The 16408-nt window shown below is 59.6% G+C and carries 16 protein-coding genes; 12 read left to right on the forward strand and 4 right to left on the reverse strand.

Going from position 1 to position 16408, the window contains the following annotated elements; genetic code table 11:
- Positions 1-84 precede the first annotated feature (84 nt).
- The 6 genes from SO156_RS38190 (at position 85) to SO156_RS38215 (ending at position 5646) form a co-directional block, all read left to right on the forward strand.
- On the forward strand, positions 85-825 hold the full coding sequence (locus SO156_RS38190; protein WP_458145014.1) for a GntR family transcriptional regulator: 741 nt from the start codon (positions 85-87) through the stop codon (positions 823-825).
- Between the two features lie 323 nt (positions 826-1148).
- On the forward strand, positions 1149-2057 hold the full coding sequence (locus SO156_RS38195) for a LysR family transcriptional regulator (protein ID WP_458145013.1): 909 nt from the start codon (positions 1149-1151) through the stop codon (positions 2055-2057).
- 100 nt (positions 2058-2157) lie between these two features.
- On the forward strand, positions 2158-3048 hold the full coding sequence (locus tag SO156_RS38200; protein WP_498538388.1) for an NAD-dependent epimerase/dehydratase family protein: 891 nt from the start codon (positions 2158-2160) through the stop codon (positions 3046-3048).
- Between the two features lie 3 nt (positions 3049-3051).
- Positions 3052-3369, forward strand: coding sequence for a DoxX family protein (locus SO156_RS38205; protein ID WP_498538389.1), 318 nt, complete (start codon positions 3052-3054; stop codon positions 3367-3369).
- A gap of 487 nt (positions 3370-3856) precedes the next feature.
- A complete protein-coding gene (locus tag SO156_RS38210; protein WP_498538390.1) occupies positions 3857-4828 on the forward strand; it encodes an ABC transporter substrate-binding protein in 972 nt (323 codons plus the stop codon).
- Positions 4829-5091: 263 nt separating this feature from the next.
- Entirely contained in the window at positions 5092-5646 is a 555-nt protein-coding gene (locus SO156_RS38215) for a thioredoxin family protein (RefSeq protein WP_498538391.1), read from the forward strand.
- Positions 5647-5974: 328 nt separating this feature from the next.
- Here the strand turns inward: SO156_RS38215 and SO156_RS38220 are convergent, their stop codons facing one another.
- Positions 5975-6364: a hypothetical protein gene (locus SO156_RS38220; protein ID WP_458145010.1), complete on the reverse strand. Its 390-nt coding sequence runs from the start codon at positions 6362-6364 to the stop codon at positions 5975-5977.
- Positions 6365-7274: 910 nt separating this feature from the next.
- Here SO156_RS38220 and SO156_RS38225 point away from each other — a divergent pair.
- A complete protein-coding gene (locus SO156_RS38225) occupies positions 7275-8135 on the forward strand; it encodes a L,D-transpeptidase (RefSeq protein WP_498538392.1) in 861 nt (286 codons plus the stop codon).
- A gap of 240 nt (positions 8136-8375) precedes the next feature.
- Positions 8376-9092: a molybdate ABC transporter substrate-binding protein gene (locus SO156_RS38230; protein ID WP_498538396.1), complete on the forward strand. Its 717-nt coding sequence runs from the start codon at positions 8376-8378 to the stop codon at positions 9090-9092.
- 399 nt (positions 9093-9491) lie between these two features.
- Here the strand turns inward: SO156_RS38230 and SO156_RS38235 are convergent, their stop codons facing one another.
- A complete protein-coding gene (locus SO156_RS38235; RefSeq protein ID WP_458145008.1) occupies positions 9492-9878 on the reverse strand; it encodes a GYD domain-containing protein in 387 nt (128 codons plus the stop codon).
- Between the two features lie 992 nt (positions 9879-10870).
- Here SO156_RS38235 and SO156_RS38240 point away from each other — a divergent pair.
- A complete protein-coding gene (locus SO156_RS38240; RefSeq protein WP_498538393.1) occupies positions 10871-11377 on the forward strand; it encodes an ester cyclase in 507 nt (168 codons plus the stop codon).
- A 74-nt stretch (positions 11378-11451) separates the two neighbouring features.
- Here the strand turns inward: SO156_RS38240 and SO156_RS38245 are convergent, their stop codons facing one another.
- The gene (locus tag SO156_RS38245) at positions 11452-11616 is read right to left on the reverse strand and encodes a hypothetical protein (RefSeq protein WP_458145006.1); all 165 of its coding nucleotides are present in this window, start codon (positions 11614-11616) and stop codon (positions 11452-11454) included.
- A 1579-nt stretch (positions 11617-13195) separates the two neighbouring features.
- Entirely contained in the window at positions 13196-13591 is a 396-nt protein-coding gene (locus SO156_RS38250) for a hypothetical protein (RefSeq protein ID WP_498538394.1), read from the reverse strand.
- 299 nt (positions 13592-13890) lie between these two features.
- Here SO156_RS38250 and SO156_RS38255 point away from each other — a divergent pair, with 299 nt between their 5' ends.
- From SO156_RS38255 to SO156_RS38265, 3 genes are all read left to right on the forward strand, one after another.
- Positions 13891-14064: a hypothetical protein gene (locus tag SO156_RS38255; RefSeq protein WP_498538395.1), complete on the forward strand. Its 174-nt coding sequence runs from the start codon at positions 13891-13893 to the stop codon at positions 14062-14064.
- Positions 14065-14682: 618 nt separating this feature from the next.
- Positions 14683-14922: a hypothetical protein gene (locus tag SO156_RS38260; protein WP_458145003.1), complete on the forward strand. Its 240-nt coding sequence runs from the start codon at positions 14683-14685 to the stop codon at positions 14920-14922.
- A gap of 426 nt (positions 14923-15348) precedes the next feature.
- Entirely contained in the window at positions 15349-16323 is a 975-nt protein-coding gene (locus SO156_RS38265) for an ABC transporter substrate-binding protein (protein WP_458145002.1), read from the forward strand.
- The last annotated feature ends 85 nt before the right edge of the window (positions 16324-16408 follow it).

The following is a 16408-nucleotide window of genomic DNA, read 5'->3' on the forward strand; positions in this document are numbered from 1 at the left end:
GACTTGAGGCGAACAGACTCAAGGCGAAAGGACTCCGCGCGAAAGAACTCCGCAGACTTGGACCGGGAAGACATGGAGCAAGCCATGCCAGATCGGCAGAGGACCACGCCGCGACGGCATGGCGAACGTACCCGTACGATTCCCGAACAGATCGCAGATCACGTTGGCAATGCGATCATCAACGGCGAGTACCAGGACGGCGAACGCATTCGCGAGCAGGAACTTGCAACGCTTTATAACGTCAGCCGCGGTCCGGTGCGCGAAGCGATCCGCGTGTTGGAACAACGCGGCCTGGTGAACTTCTTTCCGCGACGCGGCGCCTATGTGGTCGGCGTCACTCTCGACACTATTGTCGAACTGTTCAACACCCGTGCAGTTCTGATGGGACTCGCTGCACGCGACCTTGCGCGGCGCAGGGATGCGCAGCCACTTACGGACTTGCAGGCAGGCATCGCCCAACTGCGCGAACTTGCCGAATCGCGGAGTACGGCCGAGCGTTTCACGCGGGCGTCCGCCCGCATCGGCGGCCTGGTGATCGCCAACTGCGGCAACCAGTATCTCGCCAGGCTGTTGCGACACCAGGTGGACTACACGCTGTGGGGCTTCATCTGGCGCGACCGCCCGCTCGACTTCTTCACGCCAAGTCGGCAACAGTCGGTCGTTCGTGAATGGCAAGCGCTGGCTGCTGCCATCGCCGCCGGCAAGGATCAAGACGCCGAGCGCGCGCAGCGGCTGGTCTTCTTCAATTCCCGCGACGCCGCGATTGCCACGCTGCAAAAGACCCGCAGCGCGAAGATTGACCGCGCCCAGCTCATCAAGGATTGAACAGAGGAACACTACGGAAGGAGCCATACTCCGCCCTGCCGAGATCGACTTTTGGTGCTTCCGAGATGTATGCCTCGCAGCGAGCGTCCGCTTTGCGCCAGAAGCGGCCCTCCCCGCCAGATCGCATTTTGACCCTTTGCAAACGTCGCGGCCTCTTAAGCGGCGTCCGCTTGTTTGGGTAAGTGCGGACTGCCAGGTGGTGGATGACTTGCCGGAACGCCATCCTCGACGGATCGGGTCCAGCCCACCCGGGGCCGTCGAGGGGTGTGCGCTTGACGTATGGCCGCTATCCCCGTTGAGCGCATCCCCTTATGATCGGCCACATGGATATAGCTGGCTTCGACCTCAACTTGATGAAGGCCTTTGATGCGCTGTACGCGGAGCGTCACGTGACGCGCGCCGGATCGCGGATCGGCCTCAGCCAGTCGGCGATGAGCGGAGCACTCACGCGCTTGCGAGAGCTTCTTGGGGACGAGCTCTTCGTGCGAACGCCTTCAGGCATGCAGCCGACGCCCCGCGCCCATGACCTTGCTGGTCCCGTCTCGGATGCGCTCCGGCTTCTCCGGAGCGCGCTACAGGCCGATAGCTTCGATCCCGCGACGGCCGACAATACCGTCACGCTCGCGATGACCGACTATGCGGCGTTCGTCTTGTTGCCGCCGCTCATGGCCCGCCTCAGCATCGATGCCCCGTACATCAACGTGCGCGTCTGCGGGATGTTCGGTCGAGACGAAGCTATCACGCTACTCGACAGTGGCGAGGCGAACCTTGCGATCGGTTTCCCCGTCGAGACGTCGGCGCGCATTATCAGCAGCCCGCTGTTTTTTGAGAGTTTTGCTTGCGTCGTGCGGGAGGGACACCCGGCGTTCGCAGGCGGTCCAAGCCTCAAGGCTTTCGCAGCGGCCCCGCATCTTCTGGTCTCTCCGGAAGGCGACCACTCCGGGATCGTCGACCTGAGGCTTGCTGATCTCGGCCTCGAACGGCGCGTCGTGCTGAGCCTGCCGCAATTTCTGGCCGCACCCTTCGTGATCGCCGGAACCGACCTCGTCGCGACGCTGGCCTCCCGGGTCGCGCGAAGGTTCGCTGATACCGGAGTTGGCATAGCGATGTATGATCCGCCGCTCGAACTGCCCTCCTGGCCGCTCCACTTGATGTGGCACCGGCGGGCGGATACGCATGGGGCTATCGCCTGGTTGCGCGGCATCGTCACCAAAATCGCCGCCTCGGCTTGACGCCATCGGCGCAATCGATAGCGCCACGTCAGGACTCGCGATTTCCATCCGCATTGCCGTTCCGCTTTGTTGGATTCACCGAAATTGAAAGGTGATCGACATGCGAGTTTTGGTAACAGGCGCGACTGGCTTGATCGGCGGTGCGGTAGCGCATCGATTGAAAAAGGGAGGTCATGAAATCGTGGGGCTTGCCCGGTCGGAAGCGAGCGCGGCCAAGCTGCTCGACCGAGGTTTCGTGGCGGAGATAGGTGAGCTTGCTGACCCGGTGAGCTTGGCCTCGGCGGTGCGGGGCGTGGACGCCGTCGTCCATGCCGCTTCGCCCAACGACCAGAACGCTGCGTCTTTCGACGAGATTGCGACGCGTGCAATCCTTGAAGCCCAGCGCGGAACGGGTAAGCGCTTCATCTATACCAGTGGCAGCTTGGTCTACGGCTCCACGGGCGACACGTCGGCGACCGAGGACACTCCACTGAACCCGGTCGAGATGGTCCGCTGGCGCCAGGCGCTGGAACGCGAGATCCTCGCGGCCGGAGCCGAGGGCGTCCATCCGGTCGTTATCCGTCCTGCCTGGGTATATGGCAACTGGGGCGGCGCCGCGATGATGATGGTCGCAGCGGCCAAGGAACATGGTGCGGCGCTTCATGTCGGTGACGGTCAAAATCGCTGGTCGACCGTGCATGCCGACGACCTGGCCGATCTCTATGCGCTCGCGCTCGAGCGGGCACCGGCGGGATCCGTCTTCAATGGCGCGCACGGTTCGGCGCCGCGGCTCGTCGAGATCGCACGCGCAGCGAGCGAGTTAGGCGGTGCCGGGGGCCGAGTAGCGGCATGGCCGCTCGGCGAGGCGCGCAAGGTTCTCCGGGGCTTCGCCGATGCGATCGCCTCCGATCAGATCATCTCGGGCGAGAAGGCGAAGCGCGAACTCGGCTGGAATCCCTCGCGGGCATCGATCATCGACGAGTTGCGCGCTTATGCGTTGGCGGTCGCTTAAGCCATGCACATAATATTCATTAGGCTGCTTGCCACTGCCTTCGCCAGTGCAGGTCTGTTCAATGCGATCGCTACATCGACGACGCGGAACAACTTTGTTCGATGGGAGTATCCTGCGTGGTGGTGCCGAGTCACTGGCGGATTGGAAATATCGGCCGCAATACTGGTCGCTATACCGGCAACCCGTGCAGCAGGCTTGGCCCTCTGCGCCGTCATTCTCGCGGCGGCAGCTTTGACCGTCCTGCGACATCGGGAGTTTTCCCATCTCGCACCGATCGGTTGCTTTGCTGCCTTGCTCCTGATGGCGAGTCGGATTTCCTGAAAGATTGGTGGCTTCCGGGCACTTGGGGAGGCTGCCAATCCGCTTGGAATGCCGAAGGAGAACGCGCTCCCTTGGGCGTCAAACCGTCGGATCGCCCGGATCTAGCTTGACGCCGTGCACGACGAGCTGGAGCGACCCGTCCGGGAGCGGCCGCTGCAGCCGGGGCCCTTGAAGTCCGATTGCGGCCCGTAGCGACGAAATACTCAGTTCGCTTGCTCGTCAGCTATGAGAGGTAAACCGAACCTACGATCATCGGTCAAGACCATCGCTGTTGGCCCACCGCGACATTTCGTTGCGATGCGGAAGTTGGTCGCTATCGGGGCGTAGCGGACATTGACGACCGTGCGGCCTTAACGAGCACCGACGCGATTGACCCACTGCTGACATCGTAACGAGACGCGATTTTCGATACCCTGTACTTAGTGAGAGGACCATCGAAAACGTGATAAGGTTTTTTCCATCGTCCTCGACCTGCGATGAGCATCGAATGGACCGGCGGGATTTCATAGCGGGTTCTGCGGCACTGCTCGTTTCACCACGGCGTTCGTGGGCACAGTTGACGCCTCGCCGGGGCGGCTATCTTGATAGCGCGCCCCTGTACTTGCCAAATTTCAAGGTGTGGCGGGACAGCATGCGCGATCATGGCTGGATCGAAGGGAAGAACCTGATCATTGATTATCGATCCGCCGAGAATCATGCCGAGCGCCTGGCGCCGCTAGCGAACGAGCTTGTCGCCCTCAAGCCCGATGTGCTCTTTGGCCCGGGCATGCCAAATGCTTTAGCCCTGAAAGCGGCAACGGCTTCCATTCCGATTGTATTCATTGCTGCCGATCCCGTGGGGTTCGGCCTCGTCCAAAGCCTGTCGCATCCAGGCGGCAACATAACGGGTCCTGCGTCCTTCGTCCCGGGAGAGATCGTTGGCAAAACGATCGAAAAGCTGCGGCAAATGGTTCCCACCGCCTCGAAAATTGCGATCTTGGTCAATCCGGACAATCCAATGCACAGGTTGCACGTAGTCGAGGACATACCCCAACTTGTCCAGAAACTAGGCGCCGCGCTGCCGATAGTGGAGGCGACCACGGCCGAGGAACTTGACATCGCCTTTGCCTCGGCCGCAGCCCAGCAACCCGATGCCATCGTTGTCATGGGCGATGCCTTGATGGTTAACAACGTCACACCCGTTACCGCGCTGGCGGCGAAGCATCGTCTGCCCGCGATTTACCTATTCCGACTATTCGCCACCAATGGCGGTTTGGTTTCATACGGCCCCGATATAGCCTATAGCCTCCGCCGTGCAGGCGACTACGTCGATAAGATCCTCAAAGGCACCAAGCCTGCCGATCTGCCGGTTGAGCAGCCGACCAAATTCGAACTGGTGATCAACCTCAAGACTGCAAAGGCGCTTGGCCTCACCGTACCGCCCTCGTTCCTCGCCCTTGCAGACGAAGTGATCGAATGAAGATGCGGTTTGCTGCGGCGCATGAGTCCGGTGATGGCCCTTCTGCGACATAGGCTTGGTCGCCGCCCCACGCGCCGGAGCATTGGAGGTGCCAACGTCCGTTCGTGGCCCACACCGACGATCCCGCGCTCGTCCAAATGGCAGTGTTAAGAGTCGACCGGAAATGGCTGACGTATGGCCAAAACGATGCGACTAGCGAAGGTTTTGGAAACTGTGCCCCAGCAGGCCGTCGTCAGCATATATTGGGCACAAGGAGGTGCGATATGGCAACAGCAGCTACCCAGGTCGTTTTTGATACGCCGGCGGCGGTGTTCCAGCTTCCGGCCACCGACGGCAAGACTTACGCACTGGACGACGTTGCGGGCGCAAAAGGCACTGTCGTCGTCTTCATCTGCAACCATTGTCCCTACGTTAAAGCGGTGATCGACCGCATGGTTTCGGACGCCCGCGCGCTGATGTCGGAGAGCATTGGTTTTGCGGCGATTTGCTCGAACGATGCGGCGAGCTATCCCGAAGACTCATTTGAGAATATGAAGCGTTTCGCGAAGGCTCATGATTTCCCGTTTCCATATCTCCACGACGAGACCCAGAGAGTCGCTCGGGCGTATGGGGCGGTCTGTACGCCGGACTTCTTCGGCTACAATGCTGACCGCAAGCTCAAGTATCGCGGCCGACTCGACGAAGGGCGCACAACTCCGCCTCGCGCAGGGGCGCCCCGAGAGCTTGTCGAGGCCATGTGCGCAATTGCGACCACAGGTCTGGCGCCGGCTGACCAAAAGGCGTCTATCGGCTGCTCGATCAAGTGGAAGGACAAATGAAGCCGATCCCTGTCAACAGGTTTCGCATCTGAGACCGCCGCGCTTGCTGCACATGTGCGATTTGACTAGCGGCATCACGAGGGCGCCGCGGCTGCTGCCGGAGTCGCATTCGCCGGCAGGGAACGTCACGGGTGCTAGTGCCTTCGTCCGCGTGTTTGCTTTGCAAAGATGAGGGCCGACACGAAAGCGGCGAGCGCAAGGCTATCGACTATTAGCGTGAATTTTTCCATTGCAAGGCAGTATGTTGTTGTTCCTGTCGCCCGCGCTGCTTCCCACAAGTCGTAGCCTGGCAAGCTTCCATGTCGAGCCACTGTTCCTGCGAGTGACATCACCTTACTCCTTCGATCAGCGTCCTCCACCCAAGCACATCGTTCCCCATCAGCAGCAAAACGCCGAGAGCAACCAGGTGGCGTGGCAATTCGCAATCGGGACGTGCGCTCATATCGCTGACAAACGAGCCGACTGCGCTTTTAAGATCGTCTCGGTCGATATAATCGAAGGCTCGCTGCTTGCAGCGCCCGACATATTTGTCGCGCGGCATGTCAGTTATCAGGGAACGATTCACTTTTGTCTCTCCAGCCAATGACTGTATCCGGCAAGCAAACGTTGAAACAAAACAGATTTGCCTGTCTGCCCGATAAGCAACAAACAGGCGCTTTTCGGTCGCAGTGTGGGAATATGGATACATGATCATCAGCGCGACGCGCACACCACGCATACGCCAAACGCGTCATAAAACGTACATCTAAAGCGGCGTTCGCTTGGTGGACGCGTCTACCGCCGAGGGCTCCTCCCTACGGTCTGCCCCGTGAACTGGACGGCTCAGCGAAAGAACAGCGCGAGAATGAGTAATGCCGGAGGCAACATGCCCAGCAGTATCAGCAGCACGATGAACAAACGATCTTTGTCCATGACGGCGCACCGACCTACCGTACGCCGATGGTCAGCCCACGATCTGTTCAGAAGTGAACAGACTGCCCGTATGACGAATGTACGTGTCGCGACAACGGCACCAGAAGTGCTGGTGATCGTCTGTTGGGCTCGACGTCGCCATGACCAACCTGCGCCGACGCTCGGAGCTGAGCTTTGGGCGCCCCGCCCTTCTTTACGATCAAGTGCTGGAATACTCCGTTAGCGAAATCACGGTGGATTACCGACCTCGACCGGGACAAGCCAAGCTCACCGCTTCGGTCAGCGTCCTCAATGCGATCGGAAGCGAGAACAACTTCACCAGACTACGCAAAACTGCGCGATCGCAGCCGCCTGCCCTATTCCCACTCCACCGTTGGCCCCGGGCGCCGCTCACTCCCACTGCTGTGTACCAGCCATACAGGTCCCCTCCGCATTCCAAAGCCACCCTCTCCGTCAGTTCGGTTCGTGACCCAAAGCCGCCGTTAATGAAAGAGCGGAGCGTGCCCGCTCCGCCGCGCTATTCAAACGTCGATTGGCTCCGCGATGAAAGCGCGGTGTCCACGTCGCAAGCTAAATATCAAGCGGTACTTCCAATTTATGTCGAACGAGAGTTCGGCGTTAACCACCGCTAACGATTCCAGTTTGAGCGAAATCGCTTCGAAGTTTCTTAAATTTTGCTGGCTACCTCTTCCAGGCATGGTGACCTGGGGAAAGATATGAGTAAGCGGGCCAAACGTGGAAAGGCAGAGACGCTCGCACTACCAATGGTCGGGAGAATTGCGATTGGCGCTGTGGCCGTCGCCGCATTGGGGTACAGTTTGCTGTCTCACCCGGCGAGCGTGCAATCAATACGAAAGTCGTCCGCCCACCAAGCCCTGGCGTCGTCAACTCCGGTTTATGTGTCAACTCCAGTTCATGCATCAGCGTCAGCTCCGGCTCCGATTTCGGTCCCGGCACCTCAGGTTGAAACACCAAAAGTCGCTGACGTTCCCGGAGCATTTATTCGGCAGGTGGTTGACTACGCGAGCCACCAGACGCCGGGCACTGTGATCATCGATATCAAAAACACATTCCTTTATTTCGTTTTGAACGACACGCAAGCTATGCGCTACGGGATCGGTGTTGGCCGCGAAGGCTTCACATGGTCCGGTGAACAGACTGTGGCCCGTAAGACGGAATGGCCGGATTGGCGTCCGCCTGCAGAGATGCTTGTGCGTCAGCCTTATCTGCCGCGGTTTATGGCAGGCGGCCCCGGCAACCCGCTCGGCGCTCGGGCGATGTATCTAGGCGAGACCGAATATAGAATTCACGGCACCAACAAGCCCGATACGATCGGGAAGCGGGTTTCTTCCGGCTGTATCCGGCTGACCAATGAGGACGTCGTGGACCTTTATGAGCGGGTGAAAGTCGGATCGAAAGTGATCGTGCTTCCGGCAACCGCTACCCGTCGACCATCCCCGGGAGCTCCGCCCGACGCCGCTTTACGATCGCCGGACCCGGCATCGCCGTCGAACCGGCCCTCGGCAACTAACGCGCAGATTCTGTCATCTGGACCGAAGTTCACCGAGGTCCAGTAGCTCAGTCCTCCGTCCCTGATCCGCGACTGAGGACACGGAGACAATTCAAGTCGTCGCTTCTAACTCGGCTTCTGGCCCTTCTGAGACATACGGGGCCGGCTTGAGGAGTTGCCGCGTCGTTGTGCCCAGTTTGCCGCGACGAAGGGCCAAAGTACGTTTGTCGGTTCCTTTGTCGGTATGGTGGGGCAAACCATGAATGGATCGCGCTTCAACACGGCAGTGCTTGCGTGCTGCTGTGCAATGTCGATTGCACCAGTTGGAAACCTGTATGCGTCCGAACTCAGGCTTCTGGCAGGAGGAGCGATGAGCAATGTTTGGGCGGAGATTAAGCCGCAGTTTGAGCAAGCCTCGGGACATAAGCTCGAGATCTTCTTCGGCACCACACCCGACCTCATCAAGGAAGCCACCTCGGGCAAGCCATTCGACGTTGGAGTTGTTCCTGCCGAAGTCATGCAAGATGCGGCGGCTCGAGCCAAATTCGTCGCTGGCCCGACGACTGATATTGCCCGGGTTGGTCTTGGCGTAGCCATCCGCGCCGGCGCCTCGAAGCCAGAAATTGGAACGGCCGATGCCCTCAAAACGACGCTGCTCAAGGCGCAATCAATTGCCTCAATTCCGGAAAGCGCAACCGGCTATTCCATTGCAAGGGTGTTTGATCGACTTGGTATTGCGGAGCAGATGAAGGCAAAGATGAAAGCACAGCCCAATCCTGCGGCGGTTGTCGCAGTCGTGGCCAAGGGAGAAGCGGAACTCGGCCTATTCCTCATCAATGTCCTCAGTGCGCCGGGCTTGGATGTTGTCGGACCGTTCCCTGACGCCGTACAAGAAAATGTCGTCTTCACCGCGGCGGTCGCGTTGAATGCAAAAGATACTGCCGCCGCCAACGCACTCATTGAATTTGTGAAAGGGCCGACGGCCGCTGCAATCATCCGTTCGCGGGGCATGAACCCCGGGTGATCCAAGGTAAAACCATCGCGCAAACAATTTGAAGAAACGCCAGCCATAAAACTTCCCGGCAGGCAATTCCTGCATCTGGCCGCAGGCACTGCTGCGTTACCGGTCGTGTGCAGATCGCGACGGCGCAAACCTTCGTCCGGATTGTTTGATGGTTGGCTATCGGCCTTAATTGCCTTCAAACACTCAAGGCTGCTTATTGAGGGTCTTCGGAAAGCGGGGCTGCCCGAATAGTCACCGCGCAGTAAGGACCGAGGCGATCGAATGGCCGCTTCTGGCCCTTCTGCCGACGGACACCAGGAATGTCCGCCCGTCGGGTAAGACCGGAAGCGATTGGCCACTCGCTTTTACGAACTCCCGTGGGCATAGTCTCGGCCATCGACGTGGCGTGTGGAGGTTCGGCTACTTTGTGCCCGCTGCAATTTCGCGAGCCGACTCGACCGGCACCCCATAGTAGTCGGCTCCGGCCGATCTGAACTTCTTCGCAAGCTCACCCGCCTGACCGAAAGCCTTTACTGTATCGTCGGCGGAGAGTGCCACAGTCGTGGTTATGTCGGACAAGCTTCCGCCAGCAGCCGCCGCAAGCACAGCCGACACCAGCGTACGTTCGTCGGGAGCTTCGGCTACTATCAGCCAGTCGTACCGACCCAAGGTGAGGTACCAACTGATTAGACGACCGCCGGCGGCGGCGAGCATCTCAGCAATCGCCTCAGAACGGTTCTCCGGCTTCGCGGTCATTGCGCGGATCGCCGCCGGTGTGTACCGCCCTTGCGAAATGTAGATTGTCATATTGTTCTCCTGTCTAACGTGCTCCCATCGTCGCTCATTTTAGATCAAGCGGAAGCTGGGGAGAGGGAACCAAATCACGCGAAGGAACTTGGGATTTTGCAGCCGAGGTCGTGTTTAGCCTGCATCGTGGTGTAGCATCGGAAAGCCTGTCCCTAAGTGAGATCCAGCGCCGACGGCAGCCGTGAAGTCAGGCGCTTTTCTAAATTTTACAGGTGAACTTCCGACAAAACGGCCTAAACCGCTTCATTGGATCCAAAAACGAATCTTCTCTCGTCGGAAGTCAAATCGGCGCGCGACGTCACGCCGCCTTGGTGGCGGGGCCGCTCATGCAAGCCTCCGCTTGCCTAGGCGGCCGGCCGCACACACCGGCGGTTTCCGCCGTTTCTTCTCATCCGGCGCCCAGATCTGAAGTCCTGACACTAAGGCCGCCTTCTCCCCTTGCGGGAACCGGAGAGACGGAAATAGTCCAATAAATACAACGGTCATGATCCAAAGTGTCCGCCGTTGTGTCCCGATCCGCCGAAGCCTCTGGGGAGGCCGCTGTGCGCCCGAATTCTCGGGCCGGGAAAACGCTTGGGCGGGCCGCGCTACGGCCTTGCCGCCACCGTAGTGTCCCCGTCCGCCGAAGCCTTTGGGAAGATCGTAGCACCGAGGCCGGAAAACGCGCCAAGGCGGGTCGCCGTTGATCTAGGTCAAGATTGGCGGAGGCGGCTGGTCAAACGTCTTGCGCGCGATCCTGCTTTAGGAGCGGGGAATGTCCTTATTCGAGCCGAACGAACCGAGAGACCCCTCGCAAACGAAAGCCTACCAAAGATGGAAGGGCGTTCTTGCCATTCTGGGAATTGTCGCGTTCGTTTTCGCTCTCCTCACTCTGCTGGGTACTTTCAGCTAGCTCATGTCTCGTGCTTCTGACGCGCGTTTGGCAGCTTGAAATGCTTGAAGGCGACGTGGCGGCGGAGCAAAGGACGCTGCGATACAGGGAGTGCAACGCAATGACTGCGAACGCGACGAGGCGTGACTTTGTGACGGCTATCACGGGCGCAGCAATTGGCTCGGCGACCGGAGCGACAATGGCGACGGCGCAAGGGGCCGTCCAATCCACGAATGTTCGATTGTTCATCGCCATCATCGAACGTGGCTTCAATCAGGGAGATCTCTCCATTGCTGATGAGGTGTGCGCTCCAAGCCTGTCTGAGCACGAATACCTCGCCAAGACCGATGTTCTCGGTCCAGAGATTTTGAAGGATCAGATCCAAACAGCTCGCGGCAACATACAAGGGCTCACGCTTACGGTTGAAGACCTCGTCGAGAGCGGCGACAAGGTCTGGGCCCGAAGCACAGCGACCGGAACACACCGGCGCTCAGGCAAACCAATTAGCATGACCGTCATCGACATATGCCGATTTGAAAACGGAAGGCTAGTTGAGCATTGGGGAGTGCCGGATCGCTTTGCGATGCTTCATCAGGCCGGAGCTTTACCGCCGCCGCCCAAGCCATAGCTGGTCCGAGCTTCCGGTTGTGGCCCCAAAGCGGCGGTCCAAGGATTGCCTGCTTTCCGCCGCAGTTGAATGACTCACTGCGGCCAATCCTTGCAGAGCGTGATGCCGATCATGATCAGCGAGCCGATTGCGACCACCACCGGGCAGATAAACGGCAACTCTTCCAGCAGGCCGACAAGGGTCGACCGGACGCGGAGGGTTCTCTTCACATGCGCGAAGCGCCTGCCTGCCACATCCATCGGACATCTCCGTTTGGCCCCCAGCCGCGGCGGTCTCACTCTTCAGCACGAAGCGATCTCCGGCTATAGCTCATTAGGATGTATCCCTGGATCAAGGTGAAGGAACCCTTGCATGGCCTGCTCGGCCCCTCGCCGTCGATAAGCGACGCTGCATGCAGGCTGCGATCGCGCTGTCCTGGTCTACTGCTCGGACTATCGTTGCAGCCACAACGTAGCCCTGAATGCCGATCGCTGGCCGGATGAGGTGCACGTCCGACATCGAGCCGAGGTTCACCTGTTCTGCCTGCGGCAGGAGCGGTGCTGATGTCCGGCCGGACTTCAACTGGAACAAGCCGGTGTCGTCTGCGATGGGTTACCGTTGAGGCCTCCTCTGCCTCACTGTCGGGCTGAATATTTCGCGATCATTCGATTCCCCTGTCAAAGATCGACTGCGCAATCGCGAGTTGCCATGCCGACGTCGAATGAAACTCCCATAGCAATGAGATGCGGTCCCATGCCTCCGCCCGCCCTCGAAACAGACCGCGGTGCAAGCCTGTGGGCCAACTCAATCATGTCGCGTGCGCGATACATTTGTGATTGTTTATGCGATCTGTGTGAAGATAGGCGCGATGGGCTGGTCACGCTCGGGCGCTCGGGCTGAAGGCGAACAGGAACTGATTGGGGAAGACCATGAAGCCGCTAATCGGACTCATCGCGCTGTTGCTCTTTGCGACTAGCGCGTTTGCTCAGACTGCTCCACCGAAAGTGGCCAAAAGACCGGCAGCCCAGGTTAAGCCGCAAGCACCGATGGGTTGCAAATTAGTTGGCACGGTAAAAGGCACCAAGATTTGGGCCGGCGATTGCGCGGCTCCGTCAGAACTCAGAGGCACCACACCGGCCGCCGAGCCCCCGGCGCCAGAAGCACCTTCCGAGGCACCAAAACAATAGCGGCTCATCCAAGATCGGGCTGAAGTCGAAGAGATCCTAGAATGCTCGACCAGGTGATGCAGCTTCAACTTCCTCATAGGCTGATCATCGCCGGTATTCACGGGCCTTCCGGGTTGTCGTGCTCAATACCAGCGCTCAAACACGAGGCTGCCTCCACCAGGAACGGACAAATAGTTTGCGGGGGTAGTATGGCAGAATGGTTCCGCACTGGCCGGGAATTTGAATGAATGAAGTGTCATCGTACACACGACATCGCTTCCTCGGGTAAATCGTGTCCGCCTGAGCGGTCACCGCGAATCCGAGGAGCGAAACGCCGACCAGAGACGTGAAAAGCATCTTCATCTGAACCACCCTCCATCGGGCCACTGTCCCCAGCAACGCAGTACAATAGGCCCGGATCTCCCATCAGCTCAACTCCCACTCTAAGCCCGGCGGCAGCCTCCCTGATATTCTGCCGATGCCTGCGCCGTTAATGAAAACTCTCCTCCGTGCGGACGGCGTTGCTTTGCGCGCCTTATCGGCCCCGCGCTGCGCGATGCCGGCGAGTACATCGCCGCGCTGCCGAAGAAAGAGCACGACCGGCCGGAATGGGCGCGCCCGTAGCTATCGCGCGTTCCAGTCTCTCAAGAGATTGATAATTTGGATGCTGGTATTAGCGGTGCCGCAGACCGCCATGCACATTCGGAGAGTGGGCCGCGATCAGGTTTTTGTGCCTCCGGGCCGCCGCTTCGGCCTCGCGAGCAAGTCGTTCAGCCTTTAACCTCTCGCGATTTGCATGAAACGCCGCTTGGATGCGTTCATACTCGGACATCGCTACTTGGGCATCGGTTTCCTTGAAGACCCTTTGCGCTTCACGTTGGGCGGCAGTGGGCGGCTTCCATCCGTAATTATAAGCGGTCATTCCCTCCTCCTTCGGTGATAGCCGTAGGGGCTTGTTGGGTCCGACCGTCAAAGTCTCTTCCTGTTTTTCAGTTACCGCAATCGAATCTTTGCCAGTCGTTGCCGCGCCGGCCATAGATCCGCCCGGCTGGCTCACGGTCACCTGCAACGGGATTCCGGTCCATCACTTCGCGCAGCGCGCGCACAGAGGCCGATCACGAGGCTTGGCGCCGGCAGCGCGACTGGACGGCCTGGAAGGACCAGATGCATGATCAGGCGCTTCCTCTGCCCGCACAACGGCCGGAAGGGATTGCTCGGTGCTTCTGTGGCGAGGTAGTCACCAGCCGCACCATCGATTCCCACATTCTCGCCGTACACTGACCGACCGCCGCATGAAGCTCACCGCCGAACGTCCCTTCGCCAACCCGGAAGCCGCAGCCCGCAAGCTCGTCGAGATCGCCTGCGGCATTGAGCCTGTCGGGCCGCATCCATATCGAGAAGATCAGCGCGCCATTCCTCTACATACTGAAGGCCACCGACCCGGAGTTCGGTGCCGGCATCAAGCATGCGGTCGAGCGCGGCTGGCTCGAGCTGCACGAGAGCGGGACCTATGTGCGGTTGCTGAAACCAGAAGTCGACTGACGTGGTCTCCGGTTTGAATCATCTCTCAAGTAGGCGGAGAGCCGATCAAGCTGGGTCCCGAGACCGACAAAACTTCGCGCGATATTCGTGAGCATGGCGGCACACTCTTTCGAGATTTCAGGCTGCCGAGCGCGGGATCTGTATTCGTCGGCAAGTGCTTGGCATTCTGTAGCTGTAAGCATGAACGACTCCTGGACGCTTCAAGAACGCAAGAAATACTTAGAGATGCCCCGGTTCCTATTTTTCCCGACGAGCGATGTCCGGCTCTTAGCGACAAAGAACCTCATTGGGGGTGATCTCAGTGCCTAGAGATCAGGGGGGCGCCCGCAGCGGACCCAACCCCCTCAAAGCGCCAATAAGTCACCGCATTGGATGCATTGCACTCGCTGCATTGAAGGCTTTGCTCGCCGAGCATGCATCGCCCCTGGCGAAACAGGTCCGCGCCAGCCATCCTTTTGCAGCATGGGCAAACCAACAAAAGATTTCGCGCTCGCCAGCCCAAAATGAGCTTGCTCAGCGCGATGGAAATCCATGGTCTGCAATTCAATGATTATTGAACCACCGCGAGTTAAGTAAAATTGGCCTTTAGGGCAATCGAACCCGCTGGTCGGTGCACTTGTGAACACAGAGCTGGCCACGCTGCGCGATGCCGGCGAATACATTGCTGAGCTGCCGAAGGCCGTGCACGATCGCCCGGAATGGCAAGCGGCGATGGAAGCGTTGATCCTGGTGGCCGAGAAAGGCGGGCCGACCATGTTCGCCAGGATCGGTGTCATGCGCGCGCAGAACAGATGGAAGCCAAGCCCGGAGGTCGCGCCGCACAGCAAGCGGGTGAAGGCCTATCGACTCGTGAGGTGAACGCGCGGCCTCAATTCAGCTTCCGACGAAGCTTCCTGATGATCTCCCGCAGGTCGTCAGCGTACTCCTCAATGATCTCCAGGGCCTCTGCTGTGCGCGAAGGATTGGGGCGCGGTGCTTCCCGCTTGTCATCGTCTGCTGCCATGGCTCGATGATCGGCGGAAAGCTTTGAAAGGTAATTCAGCTAAGTTAAGGCCCACCAGCGGGAGCCGGCGGACCTCGTCGTCACCGCCTCACCCGGCAGGCGTGCGCGGCCAGCCGCCGGCGTGTTGCGGGTCCTGTGGATCGGCGACGGCGCTTCATGGCTGCCGTAGAGGCGATCCCGGAGATCGTGGGCACGATCCATTCGATGCCCACTACTGCGAGGCCCCATCGAAAAACGTGATAAGGTTTGTTCCATCGTCCTCAAACCTTGATGAGGATCGAATGAACCGGCGGGATTTCATAGCGGGTACTGCGGCACTGCTCGTTTCGCCACGGCGTTCGTGGGCACAGGGGCCGCCTCGCCGGGTTGGCTATCTTGATACCGCGCCCCTGTACTTGCCAAACTACAAGGTGTGGCAGGACAGCATGCGCGATCATGGCTGGATCGAAGGGAAGAACCTGATCGTTGATTACCGGTCGGCCGAGGGGCACGCCGAGCGCCTAGTGCCTCTAGCGAACGAGCTTGTCGCGCTCAAGCCCGATGTGCTCGTTGGCCCGGGCCCGCAGGAAGCCCTACCTCTGAAATCGGCAACTGCCAGCATTCCGATTGTTTTCGCGGCTGTGGCCGACCCCGTGCGGCTTGGCCTCGTCCAAAGCCTGTCGCATCCCGGTGGCAACATAACGGGCCTGGCAACCTTCGTATCCGGAAATTTCGTGAGCAAAGGAATACAAATCCTGCGGGAGATGGTTCCTGCCGCCTCAAAAATTGCGGTCCTGGTCAACCCGGGCAATGCAAGTCATAGGTTGTTCGTAGCCGAGGAGTTGCCGGAAACTGCTCGGAAGCTGGGCGTGACTTTCCCGGTACTGGAGGCGACCACGGTGGAGGAACTCGACATTGCCTTTGCCTCCGCCGCGGCCCAGCACGCCGATGCAATTCTTCCTCTTGCCAGTCAATTGACCGTTAACAACGTCACACGAGTTACCGCGCTGGCCGCGGAGCATCGTCTGCCCGCGCTCTACGTCTTCCGACTGTTCACCATCAATGGCGGTTTGGTTTCATACGGCGCCGATGTAACCGATCTGCTCCGCCGTGCAGGCGACTACGTAGATAAAATTCTCAAAGGCACCAAGCCTGCCGATCTGCCGGTCGAGCAGCCGACCAAGTTCGACCTGGTGATCAACATGAAGACTGCCAAAGCGCTCGGTCTCATCGTGCCGCCCTCGTTACTCGCCCGCGCCGACGAGGTGATCGAATAGAGATGCGGTTTGCAGCGCCGCATAAGGCCGGTGATGGCCCTTCTGCGACGACTCCGCACGCCTCGCCGGTCAGTGGAACGGGATT

It is taken from the genome of Bradyrhizobium sp. UFLA05-125, assembly GCF_059803515.1.